Annotated in this window: 17 protein-coding genes; 12 read left to right on the top strand and 5 right to left on the bottom strand. The window is 51.2% G+C overall.

The features are described from left to right. Positions 1-4 precede the first annotated feature (4 nt). From ACYVIY_RS00200 to ACYVIY_RS00190, 3 genes are all read left to right on the top strand, one after another. Positions 5-352 carry a hypothetical protein gene (locus tag ACYVIY_RS00200; RefSeq protein ID WP_460974219.1) on the top strand — a complete coding sequence of 116 codons (348 nt, stop codon included), beginning with the start codon at positions 5-7 and terminating at the stop codon, positions 350-352. Between the two features lie 135 nt (positions 353-487). Beyond that, positions 488-1,255, top strand: a complete 768-nt coding sequence (locus ACYVIY_RS00195; RefSeq protein WP_460974218.1) for a pentapeptide repeat-containing protein — start codon at positions 488-490, stop codon at positions 1,253-1,255. Between the two features lie 138 nt (positions 1,256-1,393). Continuing rightward, positions 1,394-2,584, top strand: a complete 1,191-nt coding sequence (locus ACYVIY_RS00190) for a DUF748 domain-containing protein (protein ID WP_460974217.1) — start codon at positions 1,394-1,396, stop codon at positions 2,582-2,584. 110 nt (positions 2,585-2,694) lie between these two features. Here ACYVIY_RS00190 and ACYVIY_RS00185 read toward each other — a convergent pair whose 3' ends face one another. Both ACYVIY_RS00185 and ACYVIY_RS00180 read right to left on the bottom strand, forming a co-directional pair. Next, positions 2,695-3,060 (bottom strand): hypothetical protein, encoded by a 366-nt coding sequence (locus tag ACYVIY_RS00185; protein WP_460974216.1) that lies wholly within the window; start codon positions 3,058-3,060, stop codon positions 2,695-2,697. 78 nt (positions 3,061-3,138) lie between these two features. After that, positions 3,139-3,423: a hypothetical protein gene (locus ACYVIY_RS00180; RefSeq protein ID WP_460974215.1), complete on the bottom strand. Its 285-nt coding sequence runs from the start codon at positions 3,421-3,423 to the stop codon at positions 3,139-3,141. A 267-nt stretch (positions 3,424-3,690) separates the two neighbouring features. On the opposite strand from ACYVIY_RS00180, the gene ACYVIY_RS00175 reads away from it, so the two are divergent. From ACYVIY_RS00175 to ACYVIY_RS00135, 9 genes are all read left to right on the top strand, one after another. Further along, positions 3,691-4,287 (top strand): RNA polymerase sigma factor, encoded by a 597-nt coding sequence (locus ACYVIY_RS00175; RefSeq protein WP_460974214.1) that lies wholly within the window; start codon positions 3,691-3,693, stop codon positions 4,285-4,287. Positions 4,288-4,341: 54 nt separating this feature from the next. Then, positions 4,342-4,761 carry a hypothetical protein gene (locus ACYVIY_RS00170; RefSeq protein ID WP_460974213.1) on the top strand — a complete coding sequence of 140 codons (420 nt, stop codon included), beginning with the start codon at positions 4,342-4,344 and terminating at the stop codon, positions 4,759-4,761. A gap of 84 nt (positions 4,762-4,845) precedes the next feature. Further along, a complete protein-coding gene (locus ACYVIY_RS00165; protein ID WP_460974212.1) occupies positions 4,846-5,355 on the top strand; it encodes a DinB family protein in 510 nt (169 codons plus the stop codon). Between the two features lie 77 nt (positions 5,356-5,432). Next, positions 5,433-7,157 carry a M14 family metallopeptidase gene (locus tag ACYVIY_RS00160; RefSeq protein WP_460974211.1) on the top strand — a complete coding sequence of 575 codons (1,725 nt, stop codon included), beginning with the start codon at positions 5,433-5,435 and terminating at the stop codon, positions 7,155-7,157. Between the two features lie 202 nt (positions 7,158-7,359). Further along, a complete protein-coding gene (locus ACYVIY_RS00155; RefSeq protein ID WP_460974210.1) occupies positions 7,360-8,064 on the top strand; it encodes a porin family protein in 705 nt (234 codons plus the stop codon). A gap of 110 nt (positions 8,065-8,174) precedes the next feature. Beyond that, complete coding sequence (locus ACYVIY_RS00150) at positions 8,175-9,338, top strand: trans-sulfuration enzyme family protein (RefSeq protein WP_460974209.1); 1,164 nt, start codon at positions 8,175-8,177, stop codon at positions 9,336-9,338. 136 nt (positions 9,339-9,474) lie between these two features. Next, positions 9,475-12,480, top strand: coding sequence for a glycoside hydrolase family 3 N-terminal domain-containing protein (locus ACYVIY_RS00145; protein WP_460974208.1), 3,006 nt, complete (start codon positions 9,475-9,477; stop codon positions 12,478-12,480). Next, entirely contained in the window at positions 12,477-12,932 is a 456-nt protein-coding gene (locus ACYVIY_RS00140) for a DinB family protein (RefSeq protein WP_460974207.1), read from the top strand. Before ACYVIY_RS00145 ends, ACYVIY_RS00140 begins: the two co-directional genes overlap by 4 nt. 54 nt (positions 12,933-12,986) lie before the next feature. Continuing rightward, a complete protein-coding gene (locus tag ACYVIY_RS00135; protein WP_460974206.1) occupies positions 12,987-13,742 on the top strand; it encodes a hypothetical protein in 756 nt (251 codons plus the stop codon). 1 nt (position 13,743) lies between these two features. On the opposite strand, the gene ACYVIY_RS00130 is transcribed toward ACYVIY_RS00135, so the two are convergent. From ACYVIY_RS00130 to ACYVIY_RS00120, 3 genes are all read right to left on the bottom strand, one after another. Further along, positions 13,744-14,511 carry a cyclase family protein gene (locus ACYVIY_RS00130; RefSeq protein WP_460974205.1) on the bottom strand — a complete coding sequence of 256 codons (768 nt, stop codon included), beginning with the start codon at positions 14,509-14,511 and terminating at the stop codon, positions 13,744-13,746. An 87-nt stretch (positions 14,512-14,598) separates the two neighbouring features. Beyond that, complete coding sequence (locus ACYVIY_RS00125; protein ID WP_460975132.1) at positions 14,599-14,772, bottom strand: HepT-like ribonuclease domain-containing protein; 174 nt, start codon at positions 14,770-14,772, stop codon at positions 14,599-14,601. Between the two features lie 153 nt (positions 14,773-14,925). After that, positions 14,926-15,234: a nucleotidyltransferase family protein gene (locus ACYVIY_RS00120; protein ID WP_460974204.1), complete on the bottom strand. Its 309-nt coding sequence runs from the start codon at positions 15,232-15,234 to the stop codon at positions 14,926-14,928. Positions 15,235-15,273 lie beyond the last annotated feature (39 nt).

Raw genomic sequence — 15,273 nt, 5'->3', positions numbered from 1 at the left:
CGTTATGAATGCGTCAATAATCACACTTACGCCTACCGAACTCCACTTCGACTGGGGTACCGACGGGCTGGTGCTATGGATTGAAGAGCTGGACGGAGCGGGCAGTCTGGTATATCAGCTGAATGAAGTGCTTAACCGCATCGCCTTCGCCATTGAACTGCAAACCGGCTGGGATCATCGTACCGATGGTACTACGTTGCATCCGTTATACGGCTATCGACTGTTGTTACGTGATGCGTCGGGCCGCTGGAATGCCATTAAGACAACCGAAACGGGCCAGTTCACCAGTCTGATTCCTCTCGAAGAAATGGACTACGAAATTGCGTATGATAAAGTCATGTGGCTAGATTAGTACAATAGGAGAAAACCCATTTCGCTGACAAAACCGCCGAACTCGTTTCAAGAGTTCGGCGGTTTTGTTTTACCCTCTACGCAACCTTTGTTTCGTGGTCTGCATCTTTACCCCAAACAAGCACAACAACTATCTATGAAAACCCTTCTTACCACCTTCCTGCTCGCCTGTATTGCATTAGCACCATCACTAGCGCAAAAGACAGTTGCTGCCCGTGAGATCATCGATAAGATCAACCGCAAAGAACCGGTTTCGTATCAAGACGTAACCATAACTGGCGACCTCGATCTGACTAATCTGGCGAATCGCCGGGAGGTACGCGAAGGCGGTTGGGGCGATTCCCAGCAATACCTCAGCACGGTAGAGGTTCCGCTTACGTTCCGTAACTGCACGTTCAGTGGTAAGTTTCTGGCGTATATCTCGGAAGATTTTAAGTTAAGCAAAGGCGGCAACAAAGTCTACAACGCCAATTTCAACGAAGCCGTAACCATTGAAAACTGCCAGTTTGAAGACGACGCGGCCTTTAAGTACTCAGTGTTTGCTCAGCGAGCCATGTTTACGGGTAATACGTTCCGCGAAGAGGCCCTCTTCAAATACACCAAGTTTAAGGATGCGGCTAATTTTAGCGGGTCATCGTTTCGGGGCTATGCCGATTTCAAATACACGCATTTCAACGAAGAATCGACCTTTCAGAAAGCCCGTTTCGAACGGTCAGCCGACTTCAAATACACCAAATTCGAGGAAGGCGTTAATTTCAACCAGGCTCGGTTTTCCGGTAACGCCGATTTCAAATACACACACTTCCCACGCGGAACAAGCTTCGACGAGGTCACGTTTAGCGGCTCCAGCGATTTCAAATACACGACGTTGAACGGCCGCAAGTTTGCACCGGGCAGTCGGTAAATTAGTCTGATAATGTCGTGGATGAAGTAGAAAACGACTTTGCTTCACCCACGGCATTGCTACACTTGTTCCGCCAATACCCAACCCCTGCCCCTCTTTTTGCGTTTATCAGAACGTTACACCAAATCACTCAACGTTTTGAAACGCACAACCAAAATTCTTATAGCACTTGTTGTCCTGCTCGTTGTCGCGCGGCTCCTGCTGCCGTACTTCGTTCTGAAGTACGTCAACAAAACGCTGGCCGATATGGGCGAATACACGGGTCACGTTGAAGACATCGATATTCAGCTGATTCGAGGAGCTTACCAGATCGATGAGCTGCGCATCCGTAAGGTCAATGGCAAAATAAAAGAACCATTCCTGTACATGCCCAAGACGGATCTGTCGGTCGAATGGAAATCGTTATTTAAGGGTAAGCTGGTGAGTGAGGTTGAAGCCTACAAGCCAGAGCTTAACTTTGCGTTCAGCAACGACGAAGCCAGCAGCCAGACCGGGGCCGAAGTCGACTGGACGGCTTATCTGAAAAAGCTGTTGCCCATCAGCATTAACCGGTTCGCCGTCATTGATGGTAAAATCGACCTTACCAGTCTGGTTACCAGTCCGCGTGCCGACCTTTCGCTGCAAAACTTCAACGCCGAACTACGTAACATCCGAAACGTCGACGACGCGAACAAGAAACTGCCTTCGCCAGTCATCGCCACCGCCGATGCGCCCGGCTATGGCGGTAAGCTGGACTTCTCAGCGAACATGAACCTGTTAAAGGTCATGCCAGACTTCGACTACAACATGAAGTTCACCGACGTTCAGCTGGTAAAAATCAATAACCTGGCCCGTGAATACGCCAACGTTGACTTCGAGCGCGGTACCGTGAGTGTTTTCAGCGAAATGGCCATGTACGACAGTCGCTTCAACGGTTACATCAAGCCGCTAACCAAAGACATGAAGATTTTCAAGCTGAACGAGCACGAAGGTCGCTCGGTTGGCAAATTCTTCACCGAACTGTTGGCCCAGGCGGGGTCTAGTATACTGACTAACCCCCGCAAGGATCAGGTAGCCACCCGCGTACCGATATCGGGCACGGTTGAGAACGTAGAAACGGCGGTATGGCCGACCATCTTCGGTTTACTACGTAACGCTTACATCGAAGCCTTCAAGGGCGAAATCGACAACAACATTACGTTCCAGGATGCGCTAAAAACCGTTAAAGACGACTTTAAAGCAGCGCGTGCCGAGCGAAAGGCGGAACGGAAAGAGAAGCGCGAAGAACGAAAGGCGGAGCGGAAAGAGAAGCGCGAGGAACGCAAAGCCGAACGTCAGAAAAAGAAATAGTTCTAGCCTAGGTAGATTAGGCGGAAAACCCACCTCTGTTGTACCCCTCCCAGCCTCCCCTACAAGGGGAGGCTGGGAGGGGTATTTAAATTTGCCTTGAAAGATGCGAGCTACGACGACTTACGCCGGTCCATGGTGTCTTTCCGGGCACCCGATTCCGTACGGCGGGGGGTGTATTCCCGCTTCGTGCCCCGATCGCTTCGTGCTTTTTCGAGGTTGTAATTAGGGTTATTCGTATTGTCGTTTTTCAGCTTCGTCTTTAACGAATGTTCCGGCAGCGGCCGAGATGGTTCAGTGGTTGCCTTGGCAGTGCCCGAAGCTGGTGTTTTTGACGTTGATGCCGACTTTGTGGCTGATGCGCCTTTCGTGCCAGCGCTTGTCGTTGCATTCGTTGCGTTCCCTTTCGCGTTTTGGGGAGTTGTCTGAGCCACTGCTACGGAAGTCGTCAGCAGGGCTGCCATCATTAATTTTATCATACCGTTGTCGTTGTTCTTGCTAAACAGGACTGGCAGCGGCCCCAATTTGTTTAAAGGTATGAGCGTGTACAAACAAGGTTATCGGCGAACCGTATCAACCCGCGTGGCACCACCCCGCCGAAGCGAATCGGGCCGCAGTCGCTTTTGCTTACGATCTTTAGGCAGCGTGGTGTCTAAACCAGACTCCATCCTCGAGCGCTGCTGTTGACTTTGTTTCTTCAGTTTTGGCCGGGGTGGATTGGCCGCCCGGCGATCCTGGGTGGAGGTAGATTGCTGCATCTCCGGTGATTGATTGCTCTGCGCGAAGGCAGCAGTAGCAACACTTACACTCATGGCAGCAGCGAACAACAGAGAAAGTTTCATAACGTTGATTGTTTAGTATGACTACGTAACGCCTATCTAAGGGCTTAAGTTATAAGCCCTCAGCCTTATCGACTTAGTGAGTTACCACCGAGCGACCAAGGTTGTTTGGCTCGAATGAAATGGCAGACGTCTCGACACCTGAAATCAGTAAACTGTCTGCTGTCGGGCTAAGTCAGTTTCAATACGTAGTTCAGGTTATTTTTATGAACAGATTGGTGTGGAATCAGGGCGATTTCTGCATCTTACTGGTAAGCAGTCAGACAGCGTATGTTTCTGAAACGGTTCCGCAAGCACAGACCCTCTACCGACGCCGAGTACGTCGCGGCCTACCGGGCCACGGGCGATCTGGCGATATTGGGTGAGCTGTATGAGCGGCACATGGAACTGGTATACGCCGTATGCTATAATTATCTGCGCGACGAAGAAGAGGCCAAAGACGCAGTGATGCATCTGTTCGAACAGTTGATCGTCGATCTGCGCCGACACGATGTGCAGCAGTTTCAGGCCTGGCTTCACAGTGTAGCCCGAAACTACTGCCTGATGCAGTTACGGAGCCGAAAGACGCATGTAATGGCCAGCCTCGACGATCGAGACACCGGTCTGCTCGATCGGCCAGCGAACGATGAGCGAACCTCGTCGGTGGATATACCCCTCAACGAGGAGCCGGACCTGGAAGAAGACCTAACCCGGATGGAGGCCTGTTTGCAAACGTTGCCGATTGAGCAGCGTACCTGCCTCACCCTGTTTTACCTGGATCGTAAAACCTACACCGAGGTAGCTACGCTAACCGGTTACGATTTAAAACAGGTGAAGAGTTATTTGCAAAATGGCCGCCGAATGTTGAAAATTTGTATGAGTAAATAACGCTGGTTTTGACTGGCGGTATGTGATTTCCTCGGCCTGTTGTGCCGTAGTACTATGAACGACCAATTGACTTTCGATGACCTGAAGGCGTATCAGGACGGACGGCTAAGCGGCCCGGCACGGTATCGTGTGGAGCGCTTACTGCTCGAAGATCCGTTCTACGCCGATGCGCTGGCCGGTCTGGAAGCCATGCAGCAAACCGCCACGCCGACAGCCGAACAACTGGCCAGTCTACGTAACGCCCTGCACGATCGGATTCACGAGTCGGCCACCAAAAGACGACTCTGGCCCCTCTGGATCGCGACAACCACCGCAGCCATTCTGTTTATGCTGGCGATGGCGATTTACTTTATCTTTTTTGCGCCGAAGCGTCCTGCGCCAACGCCCAAGCCAGCTCCCGCACATGCAAGCTTAGTCAAACCTGCTTCGCAATTGGTGCATCGCGCAGCTGCAACTCCATTTGGTCTTCAATAAGACCAGAAGTAACGTAACGGTTTGGGTTGGCGGCAAAGCTACCCTCATTCGGGCAACAGGAGGTTAGCCATTGTTCAACGTTGAATGAGCAGCCTTATGATCGACGCTGTAAAGCTTATCAGTTATAACATCTGGGCGAACCGACGACTCACTGAACAAACAACTACGTTCGCTACCGATCTTTTCTCGAAAAAGCTAGGCGGCAGCTTCCCGTCGATACAGCTCACGTTACGTCACCTGGTCGAATCGGACTGGATCTGGATGCATCGCTGGCAAGGCATTCCCTACGTGGAAGTGCCGCAAACCTGGTCTACAGACGATGCCCATTCCATAATTACGACCTGGACACCCATACAAGACCAGATTAAAGAACGCATTGAGGCACTCGCAACAAATCCAGACGAGGACATTGTCTTTGCGACCAAAAAAGGGGATACGTTCCGCCTACCTTTTTTGGACACAGTCATTCATTCAACCAATCACGGATCGTACCACCGGGGCCAGATTGTGAATATGATCCGGATGCTGGGTGAAAAGCCCGTAAATACCGATTACTTCATTTTCTGTACATTACCTGACAGTATCCGTGCCTAATGCGTTATTCCCGTAGCTACAGAGTTAAACGATTCTATACCATTTCGGGTAATTTTGTGGCTTACAAAGGTCTACCCATGAAAAAACAGCTTTACCTGCTGCTCATTCTACTCTCTCCTGCTTCCTTTGCCCAGACAAAGCCCAATTGGATTACCCCTTACGAACGGAGTCAGGGCCGACAAACCGCTACGTACACGGAAATCATTAACTATTATCAACGGCTCGATCGGCAGTTTGACCAGGCGAAACTGATCGAGGTGGGTAAAACGGATGTAGGAAAGCCCCTGCATGTATTTCTGCTTGCGTCCGATAAAGTATTTGCCGCCCGACCTAACCGCGTTACGTTGTTGATCAACAATGGCATACACCCCGGCGAGCCGGAAGGTATTGATGCCTGTATGATGCTGGCACGCGACCTACTGCTGGCGAACAAACTGCCCAAAAACGTCTTGCTGGCTATTGTCCCCGTTTTCAACGTCGGTGGCAGCCTGAACCGGGGCATATCGCGGGTGAATCAGAATGGCCCCGAGACCTACGGATTCAGGGGAAATGCCCGCAATCTGAATTTAAACCGTGATTTCATTAAGGCCGATGCTGAAAATACGCGGTCGTTTCAGGCGATGTATCAGCAGTTGAACCCGCAGGTATTTATCGACAACCATACCAGCAACGGAGCTGACTATCAGCACGTGGTTACGTATTTTGCTACGCAGAAAGACAAGCTCCACCCCCTCGTATCAGGTTACATGACCCAGACCTTTCAGCCCGATTTGGATAAAGCGCTCACCTCAACAGGATTTCCGCCCGCGCCGTACGTGAACCACCCGAAAGAGACGCCTGAAAGTGGACTCCTCGGGTATAACGATTCACCACGCTACACAACAGGGTACGCGGCTATGTTCAACTGCTTTGGCTTTACACTCGAAACGCATATGTGGAAAGACTACCCAGCACGGGTAAAGGGCAGTTACGCGTTTGATGAGGCTGTGCTGCGCCTGTGCGAACGTGACGCCAAAACGATTCTGGCCAACAAACAACGCGCGGATGCCGCTGTAAGTCAACAGGCTACGTTTGCAACGAATTACAAGCTCGACCGTAGTAAGGTAGACTCCGTTACGTTCCTGGGGTACGAAGCGGGGTACAAACTCAGTGAAGTGTCGGGGCTAAAGCGGCTGTATTACGACCGGACAAAACCGTTTACAAAGCGCATTCCGTATTTGAATACATTTGTGCCCGATCTTCAACTAACTAAACCCAGTGCCTACATCATTCCGCAAGCCTGGTTGGACGTGATTGCCCTGCTGAAACGTAACAGCGTTCGGATGCAGACACTCCCCAAAGATACGCTGATTAATGTGTCGGCTTACTACCTGGACGATTACCGAACCAGCCAGCGGCCGTACGAAGGGCACTATCTGCATTCGGGCATAAAGATTCGGACGGAGTCGCAGCGGATTCAGTTTTACAAAGGTGATTATTTGATCTTCACCAATCAGCCAGCCAACCGGTACCTGATCGAAACGCTGGAACCTCAGGCCGCCGACTCGTTTTTTACCTGGAATTTCTTCGACAGCATTCTCGACCAGAAAGAGTATTTCTCAGACTACATCTTCGAAGACACGGCCGCTGAACTGCTCCGCAAAGATTCTGCCCTGCGCCAGAAGTTAACTGACAAGCGAACGTCCGACAAAGCCTTCGCCGAAAACGCTAACGCCCAGTTGGACTTCATCTACAAGCAAACGTATTACTTCGAAAAGACATTTAATCGCTACCCGGTATATCGGCTGGAGAACAGTAGGTAGCGGAGTTAGGAAAGGGGCTAACGATGACTAACAACCTGCGCTGAGCAACCGCGATGCTCGTTTTCTGAACGGCAATTTTTGGTTATCAACGCTTGCTGTTGAAACAAAATTTAAGCCCGCAACCTAAAAAGTAGCCTGGCCGATTAAAACATTTATGAAACCTCAGGCGTTAACGGGGCGTAACAATCTATTATTACATTCTATGTTTCGCTCAATTTCGCTACGTCCATTCATCACTGCGTTTTTTCTGTTTTCCTTCTGTGTATCAAGCGTTTTTGCGCAGCAACGCTTTAGTGCCGGGCCACGCGTGGGCTTAAATTTATCCACATTCCGGGGCGACGTAAATGGCTATAAACTAACGCCTGGCTTAGCCGCTGGTGCTTTTTTGATGTATAGTTCTTTAAACCACTTCGGTATTTCAGCCGACGTATTGTATTCGCAGCGCGGGGGTAAATTTGAAGGGGTTGATCCCGGTAACGTTCCGGTAGAATTTAAGCAACACGTCAATTACCTGGAGATTCCAGTGGCGCTCCGGTACTTCCTGACCTTGAACGGCCGGTTCAGACCAAACCTCTTTCTGGGACCATCCCTGGCGATTCCGCTGAGCGCCAAAGTGACGAAACAAAAAATCAACGGATTCTCGCAGCCCGATATTGATAATTCGAGTGCCTTTAAGAACTTAGATCTGGGTCTACTGGCTGGATTTCAGTTAAACTGGCCCGGCTTCGGCGAGCGCCAGCGGTTTTTAATTGATGCCCGCTACACGTTTGGATTAGCGGATATTACGAGCCAGCCTATTTACCGGGGAGGTGTGGGCCAGCAAAGTATCTATAACTCAACCGTTACGCTTACGCTGGGCTATGGCTTTGGCGTTGGTCCGGAATACCGCAGCCGCTACCAGCGCTAGTGTTCCGCACTCCGATCTACGTTAGTTGTCCTCAGTCCCTATTCCAAATGGTACTGAGGACAACTTTTTTGCTTAAAATTGGGCTTCCTTACCTAGAACGCTTCACGCTTTTGGATCTTTCTTATATTCTTAACGAGCTTGGCGAAGAGCGCGAGCGCTACTTCAACGCCATTGCTCCGCCCGTTATCCAGGCCAGCAATTTTACGTTTGCCAACGTAGCGACCATGCGGGCCGACCTGGCCCACGAAGACGAACGCCATTTTTACACGCGCGGCAACAACCCAACGGTCGAGATCCTGCGCAAAAAGCTGGCAGCGCTGGAAGGAGCCGAAGACGCCCTCGTGATGGCGAGTGGCAGCGCAGCAATTTCGGTTGCGGTATTAGCGAATGTCAGCCAGGGCGACCACATCGTCTCCGTCAGGAAACCGTATAGCTGGGCTGAGAAACTGATGGCGAACTACCTGCCTCGCTTTGGGGTCACCACTACCTTTGTCGATGGTACGGACCTGGCTAATTTTGAGCAGGCTATCCAGCCAAACACGAAGATCATTTACCTCGAATCGCCCAGTTCGTGGCTGTTTGAGTTGCAGGATCTCGCAGCTGTAGCTCAGCTGGCGAAGCAGCACGGCATTCTGACCATGATCGACAATAGCCACTGCACTCCGCTTTTCCAGCGGCCTATTGAGTTGGGCATCGATCTGGTCATGCACTCGGCTTCAAAATACATCGGTGGCCATTCGGACGTAGTAGCGGGGGTGGTTTGTGGCACCAAAGCGATGATGAAGAAGATTTTCTTCGGCGAATACATGACGCTGGGTGGCATTATTTCCCCGCAAAATGCCTGGCTGCTGATTCGAGGCTTACGGACCCTGCCACTGCGGGTGCAACGTAGCAACGACAGCGCCCACCAGATTGTCCGGTTTCTGGAAACGCACCCGGCCCTGAGTCGTGTCCACTTTCCGCTGGCCGATAGTCACCCGCAGGTTGAGCTGGCCCGTCGGCAGATGACGGGCTGCGGGGGCCTTATTACGCTGGAGCTGAACACCAACCGATTGAAAGACGTCGATGCGTTTGCCGATTCGCTGACGCGCTTTATCCTGGGTGTTTCGTGGGGTGGTCACGAATCGCTGGTGTTTCCGGCCAGTGTTGGCTATGCTTCCGATACAGTCCCGGAAGACGACGGGTTCAAGCTAGTTCGGCTCTACATCGGCCTGGAAGACCCTGCCCTGCTTATTGCCGATCTGGACCAGGCACTAGGTCACATAACGCAATAGATAAGCGTTACGCCCCGGAACCGCATACTAAATAACAGGGCTCTAACGGGTAATTCTGGCAGACCGCTATCAAGTTTAGGCCATGCCCTCGGCTACTTTTCGTATTTTTGACCTTTCACGACCCAATTTTTTGCTCATGGCCTTTTGCCGGTCTGTTCTTTCTGCTTTAGTCTGCTTTTGTTTATCTCTTTCGGCGCTTGCGCAAACCCAGGCACCTTCATTTCTCAAACTCACAGAGCGGCAGAACCGCTGGGCCGACTCGGTCTTCGCCACGCTGACGCCCGATGAACGTATCGGCCAGCTGATTATGGTGGCTGGCTATTCGAACCGGAAACCTGCCTACGAAGACTCGCTCGTTACGCTCGTGCGCACCAATAAACTCGGTGGCGTTGTGATGTTCCAGGGTGGACCCATGCGGCAGGCTAAGCTTACCAACCGGCTCCAGGCTCTGTCGGCGGTTCCGCTGCTGATTGCGATGGATGCGGAGTGGGGACTGGCGATGCGGCTCGACAGTACCGTTCGCTACCCGTACCAAATGACCTTAGGTGCCATTCAGGGTAACGACAGTTTGATCTACCGGATGGGCGCGAACCTCGCTCGTCAGGCTCGTCGGCTGGGCGTGCACGTTAATTTTGCGCCGTCGGTCGATGTCAATAACAACCCCAATAATCCTGTCATCAACTTCCGCTCGTTTGGCGAAGACAAATACGCCGTTACGCGCAAGGCACTCGCCTACATGCGAGGGATGCAGGACAACCAACTCCTGACCAGTATCAAACATTTTCCCGGCCACGGCGATACGGGTACCGATTCGCACTACGATCTGCCCTTGATTACAAAAAGCCGCGCCGAACTCGACTCACTGGAATTATACCCCTTCCGGCAACTCGTAAACGCGGGTGCAGCGGGCGTAATGGTGGCTCACTTAAGCATTCCGTCGCTGGACACCACCCGCAACCGGCCTTCTACGCTTTCGCCCAACATTGTTACCAACCTTCTCAAAAACGAACTGGGCTTCCGGGGTCTTATTTTTTCGGACGCCATGAACATGAAGGGCGTGACGAAGTATTTCCCATCGGGGCGGGCCGATCAGCTTGGTCTGGAAGCAGGTATGGATGTCCTGGAATTTACCGAAGACGTTCCAGCCGCTATTTCACTGGTCAAACAGGCGATCACCGAAGGACGTATTACGCAGGAGTCTATTGATGCCCGCTGCCTGAAAGTGCTGCGGGCCAAAGCCTGGGTTGGTCTGAATCGTTATACCCCAATCGTCCTAAACGATTTAGTGCGCGATCTGAATTCCGTACAGGATGAACTGCTGAATCGCCGACTGACCGAAGCCAGCCTGACCGTTCTTAAAAACGATAAAAATATTTTACCGCTGCAGCGGCTTGATACGTTACGGATCGCATCGGTTGCCCTGGAGAGCGACAAGCAAACGGCTTTTCAGCAAATGGCGGGAAACTATACGCAGGTTAACCATTTCAACCTGACGTCCAAATCACCCGACTCGACCATCGCTCAGGTGCGCGATTCGCTGAAGAACTACAACCTGATTCTGGTGGATGTTCACCTGAACAACATCCGCCCGGGCGCGCGTTATGGGTTGCAAGCCAAAACGGCCGGTTTGCTCAGCGAACTGGTAGCGACTGGCAAAGCCATTGTTACGGTCTTCGGCAATGCGTATGCCCTCGATAAACTTACCTTCCCGGCCGATACGGCGCAACCGGGACGTAACATCGAGCAGGCCAGAGCTATTGTAATGCCCTATCAGCTGACGAACAACACGGAAGAACTATCGGCGCAGTTGATTTTTGGTGCGATCGGCGCATCGGGTAAGCTCCCCGTTACAGTGAATCAGCGGTTCCGCGTAGGCGACGGTTTACAGGTTCGGCCTATTGGCCGGGTCAAGTACACCATTCCCGAAGAAGTGGGTATCGATGGGCAGTTCCTGGCTCGTCAGGTCGATTCGCTGGTCAACGTAGGCATTAGCCAGCGCGCGTTTCCGGGCTGTGTGGTGCAGATGGCTAAAGACGGCAAAGTAATCTTCCAGAAGGCATACGGCACGCATACCTACGACGCATCACTCGGAGCCGAGCCAGCCCTCGTGCAGTTGTACGATCTGTTCGATATGGCTTCGGTGACTAAAGTCAGTACGTCGACACCGGCGCTGATGCGACTGGTTGACGAAGGCAAATTCAATCTGGACGGTAAGATGGCGGATTACCTGCCCGGCCTGAAAAAATCAAACAAAGCGAACCTGGTGTGGCGGGACGTTCTGACGCACCAGGCCCGGCTAAAAGCCTGGATACCGTTCTGGATGGACACGAAAAACCCCGACGGTACGTGGAAGCCAAAGACGTTTAAGAACGAACGGTCAGGCCGCTACCCAATTGAGGTGACGGATAGCTTGTTTGAGTATAAGAATTATCCGAAAACGATTTTTGAGCAGATCAGAGACTCCCCGCTGAACGAGAAAAAAGAATACGTGTATTCGGATCTGTCGTTCATTCTTTATCCGCAGGTTATCAAACGACTCACTGGCGAAAACTTTGAAGACTACTTGAAAACGACGTTTTACCGCTCGCTGGGTGCCACTACGCTGACGTATAATCCGCGCCGTTTTTACAGCCTGAACCGGATTGTGCCGACCGAATATGATTCGCTGTTCCGGAAAACGCTGATTTGGGGCCGCGTTCACGACGAGGGAGCCGCCATGCTCAATGGCCTCTCGGGACATGCCGGCCTGTTTGGCACGGCCAACGACCTGATGAAGCTCATGGAAATGTACCGCCAGAAAGGGACTTACGCGGGTCAGCAATTCATTTCGGCCAAGACCATCGCGGAGTTCACCCGCTATCAGTTTCCGGAGCTGGGTAACCGGCGTGGGCTCGGCTTTGAGAAGCCCTCGTTTACCTTCACTGGCAATGCACCCCGGTCGGCCACGAAGGCCAGCTTCGGTCATTCCGGTTTTACCGGTACGTTCGTGTGGATTGATCCGGACCCGGCCTATAACCTGTCCTACGTTTTTTTATCGAATCGGGTGTATCCCACGCGAAACAACAATCGGATTAGCACGTTGAATACACGAACGAATGTCGCCGAAGCATTTTATCAGGCGATTAAGCGGGGTATACAATGAAAAACTTTCTTATTCACCTGCTGAACTACGAACTCTGGGCCAACCAGCGTATCATCGAAAGTCTTCAGACAATTGATAACCCGCCAGCAAGAGCGCTGGCCGTAATGGGTCACATCTTATCGGCTCAGCAGGTTTGGTTCGGGCGGGTTGCTAAAGAGCCTACGTACGTGGCCATTTGGGAAAATATACCCGTCAGCTGGATGGGCGAAACGGCGGAGCGGCAACACCGCCAGCTGGTTAGTTACGTAACGGCATTAGCGGAGCCGGAACTGCTTCAGCCCGTCGAGTACGTTACCTCGGCCGGGGAGTCGTATCAAAGCACGCTTATCGACATTCTCACGCACATGAGTCACCATGCCGCTTACCACCGGGGGCAGGTGGTGCAGCTCATTCGGCCGATGCTGACCGAAGCGCCGGTAACCGATTTTATCGTCTGGGCACGGGAAAGTTAGTCTTAGGCGATTTAATGAACGATAAACGGTTTTTAACGTCTCAACGTAATCAATATGAACGCCTGGCTCTGCTTGTCTTTCTCGTTGTTGATTTCTACGGCTGTGTATGCTCAATCGCCACCGACAAAAGTTCCTGCTCAGGTTGGTAGCAAGCCCACGAAAACAACCGGTAAACCTATACAGGTGCCTGTAATTGTAGAAGCAGTTCCTGCCAATTCGGGTGGAAAGCCAACAAAAGCGCCTTTTCAGAGCAACCGGAAATCAAACAAACCCGCCAGCTCGCCCATAAAGATTCCGGTACAGGTAGAGGCCGTGCCAACTAACTCGAATAAAACGCCTACGAAGGCTCCTGGTCAACGAAACAATCAATCGTCCAATTCAGCGAGTGCGCCATTAAAAGCCCGCGCTTATATCACCCACCATTCGGATAGTTCAACGGCGGCCAAGATGAGGGATACCAGCTATCTCAACGCGTTGAGTGGTGAATACTCATTCAAAAACCTGAACAGACCGTCTCAATTCGTAAACATCAGCGATGACCCACATACATATCGGGCCTGGAATGTACCTATTGAAGGCGTTGTAACGGTTCAGGTCAGAGAGAATAAAACGTTGTGGCTCATCTTGCCAGGCAATGGTGAGTATGAACTGGTTCCGATCATTCCTATTCTCTTTGAATTAAAAGGGCTGCCTAAAGCCAGAGTGCTTTACTTCACAGATCACAAGGATAGACCCTTTGCCTTTAGCCTTCAATTCGATAAGAAAGAATTACTTACTGCGAATAAGAAGAGCTATAAATATACCGAATAACCTATTCGTCCAGAATAGCCACAACGCGGGCGGGAGCTGCTGATGCGCCGACAATCTTGAGCGGAAACACGCAGACTTTAAAGCCAAAGGGCGGTAAGGCATCCAGATTAACCAACTGTTCCATGTGGCAGTATTCCTGCTCACGACCGACCAGATGCGCCTGCCAGAACAGGTCGCGATCCTGCGTCTGCTTCGCCTGCTGAATCATATACGGTAAGGGCAAGTCCCACCCCCACTGGTCGATACCCATGACTTTAATGCCCTGATCAATCAGCCAGCGAGTAGCTTCCGGGCTCATGCCGGTTCCTTTCTCGGCAAACTCTTTGGTACCGTTCAGCTTGTCGCGTCCTGTCCGAATCAATACGATCATGGCAGGACGAAGCTGGGCACCCGTCTTTTGTAAAGCTTCCTGCAAATCGGTAACGGTAATCGGGTCAAAATCGGCTTTATGGCTCACATCAATGACGACGCCATCGCCATAACACCAGTCCAGCGGAATCTGATCGATTGTCTTGGCGGGCTGTCCCGCAACGGTTGGCGCATAATGCCAGGGCGCATCAATGTGCGTTGTCGAATGAACGCCCATGTTCTGGATGGTATCGTCGGCCCACCCCTGAAAGTCTTTTGGAAACAGCCGAAACGGCAAGCCGAGGAAGCGAATCAGCCACCGGGCCTTACTGTGGCTCTTGTGCTTGATCTTTACCCGCATAAACCACGGGTCATTGGCATTGTATCGAATAGGTTTGGAAAGGTCAATGATCCGTGGCATCAGGATAAGTCAGATACAGCACATACTACGTGTTGTGGACTTGCTAAGCTCAGTATTATCAAAAAAACCTAGACAATTTTCTTGAGATTAACCAAGTAATAGCAATTGATCGATTTCTACCTTCAAAGCAGGCAGATATTTTATAACAACACTCCAAACAATGACGTCATCTACAGCGTCGTAGGCGTGAATGACACGATTACGTAAGTCAACTATACGACGGGCATTTGATATCACGATGTGATTATCATTTTTTAAGATTCGATTTGTGGCTTCTCCAATAATCTCTAACTCACGCTCGACCGCCCGCCGGACATGTTTGATGTATAAAGCTCAAAGTCGCGTTTGCTATCATGATGAACATCGATATTTTGAATAGCCTGCGCAATATCAGTGAGCCATTTGCGTACTTCTTCATTCATAAATGGCTGTTTTCGTTTTATTGAGCGAAGCAATGAAATACGGATTCTGTAGCGAACGCTCGGTTACTAACTCTACAGGGCGTTTCAAAACAGCTTCTAAAGCCGAGGCAATCTTGAAGTAGTTATCACCATAATGCACAGGGTCTAATGTATCGTCGAACGCAATAAGAATATCAATATCACTATTCTCGTTAAACTGATCAGTACAAACCGAGCCGAAGGCATAAGCTCGTTCAACGCCGTTCTCTTTGAGAATACGAGTAACTATCGGTAGTTCATTGGCCAGCGTCGCGTTAATCATACCGATGCGGTTTAAAGATCAGAAGTATAATCTAAAAAA

Source organism: Spirosoma knui, assembly GCF_054780635.1.
Note: the sequence above shows the minus strand (reverse complement) of the source record. Positions and strands in the feature narration are given on the sequence as shown.

What these genes read in the sequence shown, in the direction of transcription:
- ACYVIY_RS00200 (WP_460974219.1), top strand. Translation starts at nt 5, where the DNA reads ATGAATGCGTCAATAATCACACTTACGCCTACCGAACTCCACTTCGAC.
- ACYVIY_RS00195 (WP_460974218.1), top strand. Translation starts at nt 488, where the DNA reads ATGAAAACCCTTCTTACCACCTTCCTGCTCGCCTGTATTGCATTAGCA.
- ACYVIY_RS00185 (WP_460974216.1), bottom strand. Translation starts at nt 3,060, where the DNA reads ATGATAAAATTAATGATGGCAGCCCTGCTGACGACTTCCGTAGCAGTG.
- ACYVIY_RS00180 (WP_460974215.1), bottom strand. Translation starts at nt 3,423, where the DNA reads ATGAAACTTTCTCTGTTGTTCGCTGCTGCCATGAGTGTAAGTGTTGCT.
- ACYVIY_RS00175 (WP_460974214.1), top strand. Translation starts at nt 3,691, where the DNA reads ATGTTTCTGAAACGGTTCCGCAAGCACAGACCCTCTACCGACGCCGAG.
- ACYVIY_RS00170 (WP_460974213.1), top strand. Translation starts at nt 4,342, where the DNA reads ATGAACGACCAATTGACTTTCGATGACCTGAAGGCGTATCAGGACGGA.
- ACYVIY_RS00165 (WP_460974212.1), top strand. Translation starts at nt 4,846, where the DNA reads ATGAGCAGCCTTATGATCGACGCTGTAAAGCTTATCAGTTATAACATC.
- ACYVIY_RS00160 (WP_460974211.1), top strand. Translation starts at nt 5,433, where the DNA reads ATGAAAAAACAGCTTTACCTGCTGCTCATTCTACTCTCTCCTGCTTCC.
- ACYVIY_RS00155 (WP_460974210.1), top strand. Translation starts at nt 7,360, where the DNA reads ATGTTTCGCTCAATTTCGCTACGTCCATTCATCACTGCGTTTTTTCTG.
- ACYVIY_RS00145 (WP_460974208.1), top strand. Translation starts at nt 9,475, where the DNA reads ATGGCCTTTTGCCGGTCTGTTCTTTCTGCTTTAGTCTGCTTTTGTTTA.
- ACYVIY_RS00140 (WP_460974207.1), top strand. Translation starts at nt 12,477, where the DNA reads ATGAAAAACTTTCTTATTCACCTGCTGAACTACGAACTCTGGGCCAAC.
- ACYVIY_RS00135 (WP_460974206.1), top strand. Translation starts at nt 12,987, where the DNA reads ATGAACGCCTGGCTCTGCTTGTCTTTCTCGTTGTTGATTTCTACGGCT.
- ACYVIY_RS00130 (WP_460974205.1), bottom strand. Translation starts at nt 14,511, where the DNA reads ATGCCACGGATCATTGACCTTTCCAAACCTATTCGATACAATGCCAAT.
- ACYVIY_RS00120 (WP_460974204.1), bottom strand. Translation starts at nt 15,234, where the DNA reads ATGATTAACGCGACGCTGGCCAATGAACTACCGATAGTTACTCGTATT.